The organism is Micromonospora sp. NPDC005171, from assembly GCF_040608575.1.
Lineage (GTDB): Bacteria > Actinomycetota > Actinomycetes > Mycobacteriales > Micromonosporaceae > Micromonospora.
Window position 1 is genome coordinate 541,266 of sequence record NZ_JBEXIM010000001.1, and the last position, 16,144, is coordinate 557,409.

Genomic DNA, 16,144 nt, shown 5'->3' on the forward strand with positions numbered 1-16,144 from the left:
ATGCAATGCAGCCTACGCGAAGGTTACCCAGCGGTAACGTGAGTCATCTCGCAGTAGGCCGCGCTGCCTGCGCACACCATAGGGGGCCCCGCCCGATCGTGCCGGGCAGGGGCTCGACGGGGTGACGTGAGACCGCCGCCGACGCGACGGTCTAAACGGATCAGCGCCAGCGGGAGAGCAACGCCAGCGAGGCGACCATCGCGCCGAAGCCGACGGCGAGGTTCCAGTAACCCCACGCCATGACCGGGTACTCCTGCTCGGACAGGTAGTAGAGCACCAGCCAGCCGATCCCGACGACGATCAAGGCGACCGCAGTGATCGGCAACCATACCGGGCTAGGCTTGCGCGACGACGCCGTCGTCGTCGGACGGACGTCCGTCGGCGGGGTGTACACCTTCTTCTTACGGACCTGAGACTTGGGCACGGCGCTCTCCAGAGGGGTGACGACCTCGTCCGGCCTGACAACCGGGCACGGGGGCGACGGTCCATGGCCAATAATGTTCGAGAGCTAGCGTAGTCCCGATTGCCCGCCCGGACCACGAATGGGGTCAGGCAGGTGCACGGAGTGACCGAAAGAGGCGGGACTGTTCGCATCACCGGCCCGGCCGGCACGGACGATCCCCGACACGCGGAAGGAACGCTCGGTGGAGTACACATCCGGCGCAACCTCCTGGCAGAAGGTCCTCCGACGGGCCGCCGCCGGGCTGCTGCCCCGGCGACCGCGTCAACGCCGTCCGGGCTGGTCGATCGGGGTGCCCCTGATCGCCGCGGCGGCCGGGTTGCTCTTCACCACCACCGCGACCACCGCGGGCGGCACCGCGCTCCGGGAGGACCGGCGACCCCAGCTCAACCAGCTCATCGAGGACCGACGCGAGCAGGTGGCAGCCAGCGAACGGCGCGCCGCCACACTGCGCGGCGAGGTCGAGCAGCGGACCAACACGCTGGCCGGCTCGGACGCCCCGATCAAGGATCAGCAGAATCGCGCCCAGGGCAGCCTCCAGGACGCCGGGTTCACCGCCCTCGGTGGGCCCGGGGTCACGGTCGAGCTGAACGACGCCCCACAGCTCGACCAGACGCAGTCGGACGCCAGCAACGACGACCTGGTGGTGCATCAGGGGGACGTGCAGGCGGTGGTCAACGCGCTGTGGGCCGGCGGCGCCGAGGCCATGTCAATCATGAACGTCCGCGTGCTCAGCACCAGCGCGGTACGCTGCGTCGGTAACACCCTGCTACTCCACGGCAGGGTGTACTCCCCACCGTTCAAGATCGTAGCAATCGGCGATCCCGCTGCCCTCCAGCAGGCCCTCGCCAGCTCTGAGGGAGTCCGGTTGTTCAAGGACGCGGTCGACGACTACCAGCTCGGCTACAAGGAGACTGCCTCGACGGTGCGAGTTCCCGCATTCGAGGATTCCACCGCCCTGCGCTCGGCTACGGTGCCCAAGTGAGCGGGCCGGACGAGCGTCGCGACGGGCGACACCGGGACCAGACCAACGAGCCGACGGACTTCCTGCCCAAGTTCGACCGGCCCGAGTCGGCCCCCGGGCCACCGACCCCGGCCAGCAACTGGCCCGAGCCGGTGCTGCACCCACCGCGAGCCGAACAACCCGCGCGGCCGAGCAGCACTCGACAGGAGCCGACCGGGACCCCGGGCCGCCCGGGCGCCGAGGCCCCGCCGCCCTGGCCGGGCGCCACAGCTGCCGGTCCGGGCCCGCACGGCGGTGCCGGGGTTCCCTCCGCGACCGCCCCCGGCCGTCCGACCGCCACCAACCAGGGCCCGATTCGACCCGCTGCCCCCGGCAACGCCCCGACCCGACCCCCCGCGTCCAGCGCCGCGTCCACCCGACCGACAACGCCCAGCGCCGCCCCGACCCGACCGCCGACCGCCGGCAACCCACCGGGTGCCGCGGCGACCTGGCCGTCGACGGCCGGCGACCCACCGGGTGCCGCCCCGACCCACCCGGCCACGCCCGGCGGGATGCCGACCCGGCCGACGACCTCCGGGCCTGTCTCCTCCGGCCCCTCGACGCCGCCGCTGGCCGACTCGCCGACCGCGTACATTCCGCAGGTCACCGCCCGGCCCACCGGCTCCCCGGCCACCCCGGCCGCCCCGGACCGGGTCGCGGCCGGGCAGGAGAATTTCGCGTCGACCGGGCCGAGCCGGGTCCCACCGAGCGCTGGAGTGGATCGCCTCGCGGACCCGGCCGCCACCGCGCTGATTCCGGCCGTGCCCGCCACACCCGCCACCAGGCCACCGACCATGGACTCGACAGCGTTGATGGGTGCCGTTCCCCGCACCGCAGTCCCCGACGAGCCGACCGGCGACCACCCCGCCGACCCTCCCCAACCCCGGCGCGGTGAGCGGGTCGTCCCACTCCGTCCGCAGCAGACCGGCGAGGGCTACAAGAGCGTCTACTCCGAACTCACCCGCCCGTCGTTCGGTTCGCGCCTGCGCACCGGCGTGCGGGTCACCGGCGAGGTCCTGATCACCTTCGGCCTGGTGGTCCTGCTCTTCGCCGGCTACGAGGTCTGGGGCAAGTCGGCCATCGTCGACGCCCACCAGAACGACCTCAACAACGAGCTGGCTCAGGCGTGGGGCCCGTCCGACGACCCCACTGTCGCCCCGTCGGTGGGCCCGAGCGTCAAACCCTCCCCACCGGTACGCGGCAAGCCGCTCGCCGGCCTCTACATCCCCAAGCTCGACAAGAACTGGGTCGTCGTCGAGGGGGTCACCCAGCAGGACATCCGCTTCGCCCCGGGCCACTACCCGACCAGCGCGCTCCCTGGTCAGGTGGGCAACTTCTCCGTCGCCGGCCACCGCAACCGGGCCACCTTCTGGCGGCTGGACGAGCTGGACGAGGGCGACCCGATCGTGGTCGAGACCAAGACCGACTGGTACGTCTACCGGGTGTCGCAGTCCCGCATCGTCCGGCCGACCCAGGTCGAGGTGGTGGCGCCGGTGCCCGGCGAGCCGGACAAGAAGGCGACCAAGCGGATGCTCACCCTGACCACGTGCAACCCGAAGTTCGACAACTACCAGCGGCTGATCATTCACGCCGAACTGGACCGTACCCAACCCAAGTCCGCTGGCCGCCCGGCGGAGCTGGGAGGCTGACCCGATGTACGCGTTCATCTGGCGCAAGCTGCCGTTCGGCCTGCTCGGCAAGTTGACCGGCTCGGTGCTGCTAGTCGCCGCCACTGTGGCCCTGCTCTGGTACGTCGCCTTCCCGTGGGCCGAGCCCCTGCTGCCCTTCGACGACGTGCAGGTCGAGTCCGGCGTACCCGCCGAGACCGGTGGCGGCGGCGACCCGGTGACCGGGGAGACCCCGGCCGGCGATGAACACGAACTGCCGTACGACACCGACCAGAACAACCCAGCGCCTCCCTCCCCGAGCAGGTGACCATGCGCGTCCTGGTGATCGACAACTACGACTCGTTCGTCTTCAACCTCGTGCAATATCTGGGCCAACTCGGCGTGGACTGCGAGGTCCGCCGCAACGACGAGATCGACGTCGCCGAGGTGGGCACGGTTGGCGCGGACGGCATCCTGCTGTCGCCCGGGCCGGGCAGCCCGGACCGCGCCGGCATCTGCCTGGACGTCATCCGGGAGTACGCGGGCCAGCTGCCGATCTTCGGTGTCTGCCTCGGCCACCAGGCCATCGGTGAGGCGTTCGGGGCGACCGTGACGCGCGCCCCGGAGCTGCTGCACGGAAAGACCTCCGAGGTGCGGCACCACTCGGTCGGCGTACTCGCCGGCCTGCCCGACCCGTTCACCGCCACCCGGTACCACTCACTCGCGGTGCTGCCCGAGACGCTCCCGGACGAGCTGGAGGTCACCGGCTGGACCGGCTCCGGCGTGGTGATGGCGATGCGGCACCGCACGCTGCCCATCGAGGGCGTCCAGTTCCACCCGGAGTCGGTGCTCACCGAGGGCGGTCACCTGATGCTGGCCAACTGGCTGGCGAGCTGCGGTCACCCCGAGGCGCTGGAGCGCGCGCCCGCGCTGGCCGCCGAGGTCGACGCCCGTCGTCGCGCGGCCTTCGCCACCACCTGAACGCCGGGCCGACGCGCCTCGGGTCCCTGGGGGCACCCGCCGGCCGGGTCAGCCCCGCAGAGCCTGCTGGATCGCCGGGTCCGCGGGCGAGCGCACCGCCGTCGGTCTGTTGCGCACCGCGTCCCACGCCGCCTTGCCACTGGCGAAGTAGTCCCGAACCGACTTCTCGGCGAGCAGTGCGGCGCCACAACCGTCGCAGCGGGCGGTCACCCCGTCGACGTCCAAACCGAGGTGCCGGCACAGCGTCACGGCTCGGGACAGGTGGTAGGACTGGGTGACGATCAGGGCACGTTCGACGCCGTACACCTCGCGGGCTCTCGCGCAGCTGTCGTAGGTGTCCAGGCCGAACGGGTCGGCCACCACCCGACGCCTGTCGACACCGCGCTCGGAAAGGTACGTCGTCATCACCGCCGGCTCGTCGCCGGACGCGCCGCCACCGTCGCCCGACACCAGGACGACCTTGGCCCGTCCGCTGGTCACCAGCTCGGCGGCGGTGTCCAGGCGGCCGGCCAGACGGTCCCCCGGCCGCTGCCGATCGGCAGCCACCTCGGTGCCGAGCACGATCACCACGTCGGCGGCCGGCGCGTCGGCGGCGGCGTACACGTGCCCGCGGGCGGCGAGCGTCGTCCACAGCCACGGGGAACTGGCGAGCACCAGCACGACGAGGCCCGAGAGCGCCAGCCGGCGGACGCGGCGAGGCCACCGCCGCACCGCCCCGACCGCTGGCGTTTCAGCCTCGGTCATGCCGATGCCCGCGGGTGGCCTAGTCCTGCGGCCGGCCCGGCGGGGGCGGGAACGGCAGACCGATGCCGCCCCCGTTGCCGGGAGTGGTCGGCGTCGTCGTCGGCGTGGCCGTCGGAGTGATCGTCGGCGTCGGGTCGGTCTCCGGCTCCGGCTGACTCACCTTGATGATCACCCTCGTGCCGGTGGGCTTCTTCTCCCGGCCGTTCGGACTCTGGTCGGTGACCTTCCCCGCCTCGGCGGCGGGCACCTCCGGACCGTCCTGCACGACAGCCGTGAATCCGTCGTTCTTGAGGACGCGGGTGGCCTCCTCCTGGCTCAACCCCACGACGTCCGGCACCTCACGAACCTTGCCGTTCGAGACGGTGAGCGTAATCTCCGTGTTTACGGGGACGCTCTCACCCTCGGGCGGTTCGACCTTGAGAACCTCGTCCTGGCTCGCCTCGTCGTCCACCGTCTTGATCTCGTACTTGAGCTTCGCCTCGGTGAGCCGGGCGATGGCGCTCTCCCGCTTGCTGCCCCTCAGCCCGGCCGGAACGCGTACCTCGGGAGCGCCGCCACAGACCTGAATGGTGACCGTTTCGTTCTGCTCCAGCCGGCGGGCTGGCGCCGGATCCTGGTTGACGACGTTGCCCTTCGTGCAGTCGCTTGCCAGCACCGGGTCACCCACCTTCGGGGACAGCCCGGCGTTGCGAATCTCGGCGATCGCGATGGCCTGGCTCTTGCCGGTGAGGGTGGGCACCGACTTCAGGTCCTTCTCCTGCTGGGTCCAGAGCAGGGCGGCGACCAGGGCGATCACCGCCAGCACGCCGACCGCGCTGAACATCGCGATCAGCCAGGAGGACGCCTTGCGCTGACGTGGGTCACCCACCCGGGCCGGGATCTGCCCGGTCTGCGGCCCACGGCCGGAAGCCGGATAGCCGCCCCCACCGCCGGCCGGGGCCATCGCCACCGTCTCCGCCTCGCGCAGCACCGGGGTGGCCAGCACGGGCCGGCCAGCGGCGGCGCGAAGCAGGTCGGCCCGCATCTCGCCAGCGCTCTGGTAGCGGTTGAGCGGGTTCTTCGACAGCGCCTTGAGCACGATCGCGTCGACGGCCGGGGTCACGTCCGGGTTGATGTCGCTCGGCGTCGGCGGCGTCTCCCGTACGTGCTGGTAGGCGACGCTGACCGGGCTGTCCCCGACGAACGGCGGGTGCCCGCAGACCAGTTCGAAGAGCACGCAGCCGGCCGCGTACACGTCGGAGCGGGCGTCGACGGCCTCGCCCCGTGCCTGCTCCGGCGAAAGGTACTGGGCCGTGCCGATGACCGCGCTGGTCTGCGTCATGGTGGTCGCACCGCTGGCCAACGCCCGGGCGATGCCGAAGTCCATCACCTTGACCTGGCCGGTCTGGGTGAGCATCACGTTGCCGGGCTTGATGTCCCGGTGGATGATGCCGTGCCGGTGGCTGAACTCCAGGGCGGCGCACATGTCGGCGCAGATCTCCAGCGCGCGGCGCGGCTGCAGTCGCCCCTCGGCGCCGAGGACCTCCTTCAAGGTCCGCCCGTTCACGAACTCCATGACGATGAACGGCAGCGTCTCACCTGTCGGCGCGGTCTCCTCGCCGGTGTCGTAGACCGCCACGATGGCCGGGTGGTTGAGCGAGGCGGCGTTCTGCGCCTCCCGACGGAACCGCATCTGGAACGTCGCGTCCCGGGCGAGGTCGGTGCGGAGCATCTTGATCGCGACGTCCCGACCGAGCCGGAGGTCGCGACCACGGTGCACCTCGGCCATGCCGCCATAGCCGAGCAGTTCGCCGACCTGGTACCTGCCACCGAGCAGGCGGGCCTGCGCTGTCATCGCGTCTGTCGTCCTTCGCTCGTCGTCGTCCCGCCGTTGCCCGGCTGGAGTCGTACCTCTCGACGGTACGACGTCCGGGTCGGATCGTCGCGCCGGTCGAGTCGTAGCGCGCCGGACGCCACGGTGCGCGGCGTCAGCCCGGCGGATACGCCGGCCTGCGACTGCTTCCGTAGGTTGTAGGAAATCACGCCCGAGCAGAGCAGGACCAGCACGGCCAGCAGGATGGCGAGAAGCACCATTCCGGGCCGGGACCGCTGGGGCTGGGCTGACGGCGTCGCCGCGCCGGCCGGTCGGGCGTACGCCGGCGGGTGTTCCTGCCGGGGCGGCCCGGACGGCACCGCTGCCGCACCGCGCGGGTAGCCGTTCGGCGCGCCAGGCTGCCGGCCGGGCTGGACGGCCGGCGCGACGGCGGTGGGGCGTGGCTGTTGGGCGGGCGCGATCGCTGTCGGCCTCTGCCCGGCCACCGGCGGGCGGGCGGTGGGCGGACGCATCTGGTGCACCTGCGGCACCTGGGCTCGGCCGGGCGCGGCGGGTGAGGCGGGCGCCGCGGAGACCGGCCCGGAGTTGCCGGCGGCCCGGGCCTGCTGGGAGAGCGCGGCCTTGAGTTGACGGGCGACCCCGGCGAGTGCGGCGGCGCTCGGCCAGCGGGCGGCCGGGTCCTTGGCCAACGCGCGCTCCACCAGGGCACGCACCTGCGGTGGGATGTCGGCCGGCAGCGGCCGGGGCGTCTCGCGGACGTGCCGCATCGCGATGTCGAGGGGGTTGTCGCCCTCGAACGGCCGCCGACCGGCCAGGCACTGGTAGGCGACCACGCCGAGGGCGTACACGTCGGACGCCGGGGTGGCCACGCCGCCGGTAGCCTGCTCCGGCGAGATGTACGAGGCGGTGCCGAGGACCGAACCGGCGGCGGTGAGCTGGCCGACCAGGTCGGAGCGGGCGATACCGAAGTCGGTGAGCACCAGCGTGCCGTTCGGCCGGACCAGCAGGTTGCCCGGTTTCACGTCGCGGTGCACGATGCCCTTCTCGTGCGCGGCGTGCAGCGCGTCGGCTGCCTGCGCGACGAGGGCCATCGTCCGGGCCGGAGTGAGCCGGCCGACCCGGCTCAACGTGGACGACAGGGCGTCACCCTCGACGTACTCCATGACCAGGAAGGCGATCTGCTGGTCGTTGCCGAAGTCGTAGACGTCGACCACGCCGGGATGGTTGATGGTGGCCATGGTGCGGGCCTCGCCGCGAAACCGCTCGCCGAAGTCCGGGTCGTCGAGCAGTGCGGGGAGCAGGCTCTTTACTGCGACCGTCCGGCCGAGCACCTGGTCGGTGCCGCGCCAGACGTCACCCATGCCGCCGCTGGCGATCCGCTCGTCGAGGCGGTAGCGGTTGCCGAGCTGCACGCCGGGGCTGAGCATGTCAGCGCCCCCCTGGGTCGGTGATGGCGGCCCGCATGATCTGACCGGCGATCCGAGCGGCCTCGCCGCTACCACCGGGGCCGGCCTGCTCCAGCATCACGCAGACCGCGGAGACCGGGTTGCCGTTCTTGTCCAGGGCGAAACCGATGAACCAGCCATGGTCGGGACGGTCCGGAGCGGACTGGGCGGTGCCGGTCTTGCCGCCGACCGTGTAGCCGTTGAACGCGGCCTTCCGCCCCGTCCCGTTCTGGACCACGCTGACCATCATCTCGCGCAGGTCGGCGGCGACCTGCGGCTCGACGGGCTGGCGCAGCTCCCGTGCCTTCGCGGTGTAGTAGCTGGTGGTCCGGTCCGGAGCGAGCAGCTGCCGCACCAGGTACGGCCGCATTTGGCTGCCGTTGTTGGCGATCGAGCCGGCGATCATGGCACCTTCGAGCGGCGTCATCCGGACGTTGTTCTGGCCGATCGAGGACTGGGCCAGCGCGGCCGGGTCGGTGCTGCCGTCCGGGTTCTGCATGTCGCCGGTCCGGCTCGCCTCGGTGCGCAGACCGTCCTCGCCGAGCTGCCCGACGGTCAGGTCCTCCTGCTCGAAGCCGAACTGGCGGGCCTTCTCCTTGATGGTCTCCGCGCCCAGCCGCACACCGAGCTGCGCGAAGCCGGTGTTGCACGACTCGGTGACCGCCTTCAGCAGGGTGACCTGCCGCTCCGGGCAGATCGTCGGCTCGGCGTTGCGGATCGGAGTGCCCGAGGTGGGCGCGGTGTAGCTGGGACCGGCCGGGATCTGGGTGGTCTTGGTGACGCCGTTCTCCAGCGCCGCCGCGGCCACCACGATCTTGAAGGTGGAGCCGGGCGGCAGCGTCTCGGACAGCGCGCGGTTCTTCAGCGGACCCTCCGGGTCCTGTTCCAGCTTGTTGTACGCCGCCGCTGCCTCGTTGGTGTTGTGGCTGGCCAACGGGTTCGGGTCGAAGCTCGGCATGGAGACCAGCGCCTGGATGGCACCGGTACGCGGGTCGATGGCGATCGCCGCGCCCCGCTTCGCGCCCACGTCGTTGTTGCGCAGCTGGTCGTACGCCACGTCCTGGGCCCGCTTGGAGAGCGTGAGCAGCACGTTGCCGCCGCCGGTGTCGTCGCCGGTGAACATGTCCTTCAACCGGTCGCCGATCAGCTGGTCGCTGGTGCCGGCCAGGAAGTCGTTCTCCACCCGCTCGATGCCCTGGTCGGCGAGGTTGACCGGCTTGTAGCCGAGCACGTGGGCGTACTTGGCGCCGCTCGGGTAGGTGCGCAGGAACTTCAGGTTGCCGGTGGTCTCCTTGCTCGTGGCAAGGGCCGTGCCGCCAGCCTCGATGTTGCCCCGCTTGCGGTCGTACTCGGCGACCTGGACCCGACCGTTGTAGTCGCTGGTGCGGTATTCATCCGCCTTGTAGGCCTGGATCCAGTTCAGGTTGGCGAAGAGCAGACCGAACAGGACCATGACGACGACGCCGACGCGGCGCAGGGGTGCGTTCACGGCTTGATCACCTCCGTGGGAGCACCGTGCAGCTGCTCGGGCGGGCCACCGCTGGGACGGGCCGCCTTGCCGCCGCCTCCTCCGGTCACCGGCCGGCGGGCGCCGTCGGAGACCCGCAGCAGCACCGCGATGAGCAACCAGTTGGCCATCAGCGACGACCCACCGGCGGACAGGAACGGGGTGGTCTGACCGGTCAGCGGGATGAGCTTGCTGATCCCGCCGACGATCACGAAGACCTGCAGACCGAGGGTGAACGCCAGACCGCCGGCGAGCAGTTTGCCGAACGAGTCCCGAACCGCGAGCGCGGCGCGCAGCCCGCGCTCCACGATGAGCAGGTAGACGACCAGCAGCGCGGAGAGGCCGAAGAGGCCGATCTCCTCACCGATGCCGGCGAAGATGAAGTCGTTCTGCACCTCGGGCAGGATCTCCGGCTGGCCGCCGCCCGGCCCGGCACCGAAGAGCCCGCCCGTGCCCAGGGCGAGCAGGCCCTGCACGAGTTGGTAACCCTTGTTCGTCGGGTCGGCGAACGGGTCGAGCCAGATCTCCGCCCGCACGTAGAAGTTGGCGAACGGCCCGCCGACCGTCGAGCCGAGGAAGTAGGCGAGGTACGCGCCGCCGAAGAAGAGGACCAGGCCGATCAGCAGCCAGCTGACCCGTTCGGTGGCGATGTAGAGCGTCACCACGAACATGCCGAAGTAGAGCAGCGAGGTGCCCAGGTCCTTCTCGAAGACCAGGACCAGGACGCTGATCAACCAGACGCCGACCACCGGGCCGAGGTCACGGCCACGCGGGAAGTCGATGCCGAGGAAGCGTCGGCTGGCCAGCGACAGCACCTCACGCTTGCGCACCAGGTAGTAGGCGAAGAAGACCAGCAGCGCCAGCTTGGCGAACTCACCCGGCTGGATGGAGAAGCTGCCGACCCGGACCCACAGCTTCGCGCCGTTGATCTCGGAGATGCTCGACGGCAGCACCGCCGGGATCATCACCAGCACGATGCCGGCCAACCCCAGGGTGTACGCGTACCGCGAGATCGACCGGTGGTCGCGCATGATGGCGAGCAGCGCGGCGGCGAGGATCACCGCACCGAGCGTCCAGGCCAGCTGGCGCCCGCCCTGCCCGGCGAAGACGGCCAGGCCCTCCCGCTCGGCCACCGGGGCGTCGCCCAGGTCGATCCGGCGGAGGAAGCCCACCCCGAGCCCGTTGAGCAGGGCCACCGCCGGCAGCAGGGCCGGGTCGGCGAACGGGGCCAGGAACCGGATGACCAGGTGCAGGCCGAGGAAGACCGCGCCGAGCGCTGCGGCCGGCATCCAGAAGTCCGGGGTGACAGTGTCCAGCAGGTTCGCCTCGACGGTCGCCCCGTACGCGGCCACCAGCACCATCGCGAGCAGCAGCAGGGACAGCTCGGCGTTGCGGCGCGACCGCGCCAGGCGTACGCCGGATTGCTCGCCCGCGGTGGCGGGCGAGGGTGCCGGTGTGGCCGCTACGGTCACGGGTGGAGTCCTCAGAATCTCAGCCGACGCTCACTCAGGAGACCGGCAACCGGCTGGGTCTAGCGCCGGCGGGGCCGAGTCGGAGGGCGTGACGTCGGGTGTGGTGGTCGCGCCGGCCCCACCGAGAGCGGTGGTGGCACCGACGGTCGGGCTTGCGCTGACGACCCTGTTGGGGGTCGGCGACGCGTTGACGCTCGGGCTGCCGTTCGGGGTTGGCGTCACACCGATCGGGGTCGGTGTGGGCGTGGGCGTGTTGCCGCCGGTGGCGGTCGGGTCGAGCGGGCAGAGCGGCTTCAGGTTGGGGTTGCTCGGCGTGTCGCTGGTCAGCTCGGCGAGCTGACGCTCGGCGTCCGGCTCACTCTTGGCCCGGATGCCGACCTTGACGGTGTCCTGCGCGGCGACAGTGAGGTCGTCCAGGCGGGTGCCGCTGCGGCGGTGCACGCTGGACAGGTCCATCCCGGCGATCTGACCCTGGACACCGCGGAAGACGGCGACCTGGCCCTCTTCGGTGGCTCCCACGTAGTACTGCCGCTGGGTGTACGTCCAACCACCGAACGCCGCACCGCCGACGATCACCAGCAGGGCCAGCGCCATCGCGGCGGTCCGGACCGGGCGTCGCTTCGGCCGGTCGGTGTCATCCTCGGCGGCCGCCGGCTCCTCGGGCGCGGCCGGGCGCGGCGCGGAGAGCGCCGAGGCCCGGGCGGCCGGAGTCGAGTCGTCGGCCGAGGTCGCCATGCCCCGGTCCCGGGCGGCGGCGCCGCCCACGATCGGGGTCGCCTCGACGATGTCCTGGTCCGTGGCGTCGGCGATGATCACCGTGATGTTGTCCGGCCCACCGCCGCGCAGCGCGAGCTGCACCAGCCGCTCGACGCACTGCTGCGGGTCGGCGTACTCCCGCAGGGTCTCGCCGATGGTCTCGGCGCTGACCACGCCCGAGAGGCCGTCGCTGCAGATCAGGTACCGGTCGCCGGGCATGACCTGGCGGACCGAGTATTCCGGGTCGATGTCCCGACCGTCGAGGGCGCGGGTGAGCAGCGACCGCTGCGGGTGGCTGCTCGCCTCCTCGGCGCTGATCCGGCCTTCGTCGACAAGCATCTGGACGTACGTGTCGTCCTTGGTGATCTGCGCGAACTCGCCGTTGCGCAGCAGATAGGCCCGCGAGTCGCCAATGTGGACCATTCCCAGCTTGCTGCCGGTGAAGAGGGTCGCCGTCAGCGTGGTGCCCATCCCCTCCAACTGCGGGTTGGCGTCCACCGTGTCGCGGAGTTGTTGGTTGGCGGTGCCCACGGCCGAACGCAACGCATCGACGAGAGCGTCCCCCGGGACGTCCTCGTCGAGCGGCGCCATGGCACCGATGACGATGTTGCTGGCGACGTCACCGGCGGCCATACCGCCCATGCCGTCGGCAACGGCGAGTAACCGCGGCCCGGCGTAGACGGAGTCTTGATTGCCGTCTCGGATCAGACCGCGGTCGCTGTGGGCCGCATAGCGCAGGGTCAGAGTCATGGCCGTAATTCGAGGGAAGTGCGGCCGATCCGGATCGGCACGCCGAGGGGGACGGGGGTTGGTCCGGAGACCTTAGCGCGATCGAGGTACGTGCCGTTAGTCGAGCCGAGGTCCTCGACGTACCACTGCCCGTCACGCGGCACGAGCCGGGCGTGTCGCGCGGAGGCGTAGTCGTCGGTGATGACCAGGGTGGAGTCCTCAGCCCGACCGATGGTGATCTGCGCTTCACCGAGAGTGATTTTCGTGCCGGCCAGCTGACCGGCCGTCACGACCAGTTGGTGCGCCGCCCTGCCCCGCTTCACCTTCGCTGGCTTGGTCGCCTGCCCCGTCGAGGCGCCCACCGCGCGTGGCGCGGCCACCAGGCGACCGGACCGGGCGCCCGCGAAGAGGTCCCGGCGGATCACGCCGACCACCGTGAACACGAAGATCCACAGCAGGATCAGGAACCCGAACCGGGCAACGGTGATGACCAGTTCCGGCAAGGCGGGTCAGCCGTCCACGCGGAAGGTCAGCGTCGTCGTGCCGAGCTGGACCATGTCACCGGGGTTGAGCGCGACGGCGGAGACCCGCTGCCCGTTCACCATGGTGCCGTTGGTCGAGCCCAGATCGGTCAGCACGACCTGGCCCCCGTCGAAATCCAGCCGGGCGTGTCGGCGGGAGATGCCGACGTCGGGCAGGCGCAGGTTGGCCTGGTCGCCGCGACCGATCACCGTCGACCCCATCTGGAGGGGGTAGGTACGACCGTCGCCGGAGACCAGCCGCACGTTGCGACCGCCACCGTGCCCGGGCGGCGGGCCGTAGCCACCGCCCTGGTCGTACGCGGGGTAGGCGGGCGGGCCGGCGTCGTAGCCGGGTGCCGACACCGGGGCGACCTCGCCGCCGGTGTAGACCTCGGCCGTGACACGGAACATGCCCGTGTCCAGGCCCTCGCCTCGCTCGATCTCGACGATCACGTCGCCGTAGACCGTCCACGCCTGCTCGCCGATGAACTCCGCCTGCGACTGGGCCAACTCCTGGGCCAGCGCGGCGGCGTACGGCGCCAGCCGACTGTGGTCGAACGGCGAGAGATCGATCACGTAGCGGTTGGGCACCAACGTGCGCCCACCGGCCAGGATCGCCTTGTGCGCCTCGGCCTCCCGCTGCATGGCGTTGAGGATCTCCACGGGGTGGACCACCCCTTTGAAGACCTTGGCGAAGGCCCCTTCGACCAGGCCTTCCAGACGCTTCTCGAAGCGTTGCAGCACGCTCACCGGCTCCTCCTCGGGTCCCGAGGACATGATGGTATCCGGCCGGCGCGCGCGCAGCTCACACGCCGCTCGGCCGGCTGCTCTCGACCCGTTCGGAAGGGCCGGGATTGTCGTGCTAATCTTTCGTCCGCCACGAACGGTAATCGCTCGTGGCGAGCGCCAGGGACAGCGTAGTATTCCCGGGGCCCGTTGGAGACAGCGGGGCCGGGGCGGCTAAAGTGTTCCGGGTTGTGCCACGGGGATGTGGCGGAATGGCAGACGCGCACGGTTCAGGTCCGTGTGCCCGAAAGGGCGTGGGGGTTCAACTCCCCCCATCCCCACCACCGACGAGGGCTCCGCTTGATGCGGGGCCCTTCCGTCATATCGGGGCGTGCTGGACGTCACGCTATGCTCCGATGGATTCTGCCTCCGATGGACCAGGAGTGGCGTGTGAGTGTCGCGTTGGTGACAGGGTCGGGTGGTCTGATCGGCTCCGAGGCGGTCCGGCATTTCGCCGGCCTCGGTCTGGACGTCGTCGGCATCGACAACGACATGCGCCGGTACTTCTTCGGCGAGGACGGCTCCACCTCGTGGAGTCTGGAACGACTCAGCCGTGACCTGGGTAACGCGTACACCCACTTCGCGGTGGACATCCGGGACCGGGACGGCCTGGAGCAGGTGTTCAAGAAGTACGGCTCGGACATCGCCGTGGTGATCCACAGCGCTGCCCAGCCGAGCCACGACTGGGCAGCCAAGGAGCCGTACACGGACTTCGACGTGAACGCCGGCGGCACGCTCAACATCCTGGAGAACACCCGCCGGCACGCGATCGATGCGCCGTTCATCCACTGCTCGACCAACAAGGTGTACGGCGACCGGCCCAACAGCCTGCCGCTCATCGAGCTGGAGACCCGGTACGAGCTGCCCGAGGACCACCGCTGGCACCAGGGCATCACCGAAGAGATGTCGATCGACCACTCACTCCACTCGATCTTCGGCGCCTCCAAGGTGGCCGCGGACGTGATGGTCCAGGAGTACGGGCGCTACTTCGACATGAAGACCGCCTGCTTCCGCGGCGGCACCCTGACCGGCCCGGCGCACTCCGCGGCCGAGCTGCACGGGTTCCTGGCCTACCTGATGCGCTGCGTCATGGAGGGCCGGACGTACAACCTCTTCGGCTACAAGGGCAAGATGGTCCGGGACGCGATCCACTCGCACGACGTGTTGACCGCGTTCGAGGCGTTCTTCCGGGCTCCGCGATCCGCTGAGGTCTACAACCTCGGCGGCGGCCGGCACTCCAACACCTCCCACATCGAGGCGTTCCGGATCGCGGAGGAGATCACCGGCCGCGAGGCGCAGATCAACTACGTCGAGCAGAACCGCACCGGCGACCACCAGTGGTACGTCAGCAGCATGGCCCGGTTCGAGGCGCAGTACCCGGACTGGAAGATCACATACGACGTGCCGATGATCCTGCGGGAAATCTACGAGGCCAACGTGGACAAGTGGATGGCCCAGTCATGAGCGCCCGGACGAAGCGCAACGTGCTCGGCGTCCTGGTCGACGCCACCGACTACGCCACGGCGACCGACGCGGTGGTGACCGCGGCGCACGAGCGGCGCCCTCTCGCGCTCACCGCGTTGGCCGTGCACGGTGTGATGACCGGGGTGCTCGACCCGGCGCACAACGCGCGGCTCAACTCCTTCGACGTGGTCACGCCGGACGGGCAGCCGGTGCGGTGGGCGCTCAACCTGCTGCACCACGCCGGGCTCAGCGACCGGGTTTACGGGCCGACCCTGACCCTGCACGTGCTGTCGCGCTTCGCCGACGAGGGGCTGCCGGTCTACCTGTACGGCTCGACCGAGGAGACCCTCGCCCGGTTGATCCCGGCCCTGGAGCGGATGTTCCCCGCGCTGAAGATCGCCGGGGTGGAGCCGTCCAAGTTCCGTGCCGTCCAGCCCGGCGAGGACGCCGAGATCGCCGACCGGATCCGGTCCAGCGGTGCCCGGTTGGTCCTGGTCGGGCTCGGCTGCCCGCGCCAGGAGGTCTTCGCGTACGCCATGCGGCCGCTGCTCGACATGCCGCTGATGGCGGTCGGCGCAGCCTTCGACTACCACGCCGGGCTGCTGCGCCAGCCTCCGCCGTGGATGCAGCGTGCCGGCCTGGAGTGGTTCTGGCGTCTCGGTCTGGAGCCGAAGCGGCTCTGGCGCCGCTACGTCATCCTCAACCCGGCCTACCTGAGCCGGCTCGCCGCGCAGAAGGTCGGCCTGTGGAAGGCCCGCCCGCCGGCACCGGCCACCGAACGGCCGGCCACCTTTTCGGTCTGACCCGATCCGTACGACGCGAGGCCCCACCCGGCGATGCCCGGGTGGGGCCTCGG

At 70.9% G+C, this 16,144-nt stretch carries 15 protein-coding genes and 1 tRNA gene; 7 read left to right on the top strand and 9 right to left on the bottom strand.

Going from position 1 to position 16,144, the window contains the following annotated elements; all coding sequences use genetic code 11:
- Positions 1-160 precede the first annotated feature (160 nt).
- Positions 161-424 carry a cell division protein CrgA gene (locus ABZU74_RS02520; RefSeq protein ID WP_238669715.1) on the bottom strand — a complete coding sequence of 88 codons (264 nt, stop codon included), beginning with the start codon at positions 422-424 and terminating at the stop codon, positions 161-163.
- Positions 425-644: 220 nt separating this feature from the next.
- On the opposite strand from ABZU74_RS02520, the gene ABZU74_RS02525 reads away from it, so the two are divergent.
- Genes ABZU74_RS02525 through ABZU74_RS02540 form a run of 4 tightly spaced genes read left to right on the top strand, consistent with a single transcriptional unit; the run spans position 645 to position 4,051 of the window.
- Positions 645-1,445 carry a DUF881 domain-containing protein gene (locus ABZU74_RS02525; RefSeq protein WP_355417500.1) on the top strand — a complete coding sequence of 267 codons (801 nt, stop codon included), beginning with the start codon at positions 645-647 and terminating at the stop codon, positions 1,443-1,445.
- Positions 1,442-3,112 (top strand): class E sortase, encoded by a 1,671-nt coding sequence (locus tag ABZU74_RS02530; protein ID WP_355417503.1) that lies wholly within the window; start codon positions 1,442-1,444, stop codon positions 3,110-3,112. Before ABZU74_RS02525 ends, ABZU74_RS02530 begins: the two co-directional genes overlap by 4 nt.
- Positions 3,113-3,116: 4 nt before the next feature.
- Entirely contained in the window at positions 3,117-3,398 is a 282-nt protein-coding gene (locus tag ABZU74_RS02535) for a hypothetical protein (protein ID WP_355417506.1), read from the top strand.
- Positions 3,399-3,400: 2 nt separating this feature from the next.
- On the top strand, positions 3,401-4,051 hold the full coding sequence (locus ABZU74_RS02540) for an aminodeoxychorismate/anthranilate synthase component II (protein ID WP_355417509.1): 651 nt from the start codon (positions 3,401-3,403) through the stop codon (positions 4,049-4,051).
- Between the two features lie 48 nt (positions 4,052-4,099).
- Here the strand turns inward: ABZU74_RS02540 and ABZU74_RS02545 are convergent, their stop codons facing one another.
- Genes ABZU74_RS02545 through ABZU74_RS02580 form a run of 8 tightly spaced genes read right to left on the bottom strand, consistent with a single transcriptional unit; the run spans position 4,100 to position 13,815 of the window.
- Positions 4,100-4,795, bottom strand: coding sequence for an ElyC/SanA/YdcF family protein (locus ABZU74_RS02545; protein ID WP_355417512.1), 696 nt, complete (start codon positions 4,793-4,795; stop codon positions 4,100-4,102).
- A gap of 19 nt (positions 4,796-4,814) precedes the next feature.
- A complete protein-coding gene (pknB, locus tag ABZU74_RS02550) occupies positions 4,815-6,629 on the bottom strand; it encodes a Stk1 family PASTA domain-containing Ser/Thr kinase (protein WP_355417515.1) in 1,815 nt (604 codons plus the stop codon).
- Positions 6,626-8,035 carry a protein kinase gene (locus tag ABZU74_RS02555; protein ID WP_355417518.1) on the bottom strand — a complete coding sequence of 470 codons (1,410 nt, stop codon included), beginning with the start codon at positions 8,033-8,035 and terminating at the stop codon, positions 6,626-6,628. The genes pknB and ABZU74_RS02555 overlap by 4 nt, the downstream gene beginning before the upstream one ends.
- A gap of 1 nt (position 8,036) precedes the next feature.
- Entirely contained in the window at positions 8,037-9,542 is a 1,506-nt protein-coding gene (locus ABZU74_RS02560) for a penicillin-binding protein 2 (protein ID WP_355417521.1), read from the bottom strand.
- A complete protein-coding gene (locus ABZU74_RS02565; RefSeq protein ID WP_355417524.1) occupies positions 9,539-11,032 on the bottom strand; it encodes an FtsW/RodA/SpoVE family cell cycle protein in 1,494 nt (497 codons plus the stop codon). The genes ABZU74_RS02560 and ABZU74_RS02565 overlap by 4 nt, the downstream gene beginning before the upstream one ends.
- A 30-nt stretch (positions 11,033-11,062) precedes the next feature.
- Complete coding sequence (locus tag ABZU74_RS02570) at positions 11,063-12,538, bottom strand: PP2C family serine/threonine-protein phosphatase (protein ID WP_355417527.1); 1,476 nt, start codon at positions 12,536-12,538, stop codon at positions 11,063-11,065.
- On the bottom strand, positions 12,535-13,020 hold the full coding sequence (locus ABZU74_RS02575; RefSeq protein WP_355417530.1) for an FHA domain-containing protein: 486 nt from the start codon (positions 13,018-13,020) through the stop codon (positions 12,535-12,537). The genes ABZU74_RS02570 and ABZU74_RS02575 overlap by 4 nt, the downstream gene beginning before the upstream one ends.
- Positions 13,021-13,026: 6 nt before the next feature.
- Positions 13,027-13,815, bottom strand: a complete 789-nt coding sequence (locus tag ABZU74_RS02580) for a DUF3662 and FHA domain-containing protein (protein WP_007454122.1) — start codon at positions 13,813-13,815, stop codon at positions 13,027-13,029.
- A 207-nt stretch (positions 13,816-14,022) separates the two neighbouring features.
- Between ABZU74_RS02580 and ABZU74_RS02585 the strand changes: the two genes are divergently transcribed.
- The 3 genes from ABZU74_RS02585 to ABZU74_RS02595 all read left to right on the top strand — a co-directional run bounded on the left by ABZU74_RS02585 (position 14,023) and on the right by ABZU74_RS02595 (position 16,091).
- Positions 14,023-14,108 (top strand) — tRNA-Leu (locus tag ABZU74_RS02585).
- Positions 14,109-14,172: 64 nt separating this feature from the next.
- Positions 14,173-15,288 carry an NAD-dependent epimerase/dehydratase family protein gene (locus ABZU74_RS02590; protein ID WP_355417533.1) on the top strand — a complete coding sequence of 372 codons (1,116 nt, stop codon included), beginning with the start codon at positions 14,173-14,175 and terminating at the stop codon, positions 15,286-15,288.
- Complete coding sequence (locus ABZU74_RS02595) at positions 15,285-16,091, top strand: WecB/TagA/CpsF family glycosyltransferase (RefSeq protein ID WP_355417536.1); 807 nt, start codon at positions 15,285-15,287, stop codon at positions 16,089-16,091. Before ABZU74_RS02590 ends, ABZU74_RS02595 begins: the two co-directional genes overlap by 4 nt.
- Positions 16,092-16,144: the final 53 nt, after the last annotated feature.

Coding starts and splice junctions, on each gene's coding strand:
- ABZU74_RS02590 (WP_355417533.1), top strand. CDS start 14,173: ATGCTCCGATGGATTCTGCCTCCGATGGACCAGGAGTGGCGTGTGAGT.
- ABZU74_RS02545 (WP_355417512.1), bottom strand. CDS start 4,795: ATGACCGAGGCTGAAACGCCAGCGGTCGGGGCGGTGCGGCGGTGGCCT.
- ABZU74_RS02580 (WP_007454122.1), bottom strand. CDS start 13,815: ATGTCCTCGGGACCCGAGGAGGAGCCGGTGAGCGTGCTGCAACGCTTC.
- ABZU74_RS02535 (WP_355417506.1), top strand. CDS start 3,117: ATGTACGCGTTCATCTGGCGCAAGCTGCCGTTCGGCCTGCTCGGCAAG.
- ABZU74_RS02570 (WP_355417527.1), bottom strand. CDS start 12,538: ATGACTCTGACCCTGCGCTATGCGGCCCACAGCGACCGCGGTCTGATC.
- ABZU74_RS02540 (WP_355417509.1), top strand. CDS start 3,401: ATGCGCGTCCTGGTGATCGACAACTACGACTCGTTCGTCTTCAACCTC.
- pknB (WP_355417515.1), bottom strand. CDS start 6,629: ATGACAGCGCAGGCCCGCCTGCTCGGTGGCAGGTACCAGGTCGGCGAA.
- ABZU74_RS02595 (WP_355417536.1), top strand. CDS start 15,285: ATGAGCGCCCGGACGAAGCGCAACGTGCTCGGCGTCCTGGTCGACGCC.
- ABZU74_RS02555 (WP_355417518.1), bottom strand. CDS start 8,035: ATGCTCAGCCCCGGCGTGCAGCTCGGCAACCGCTACCGCCTCGACGAG.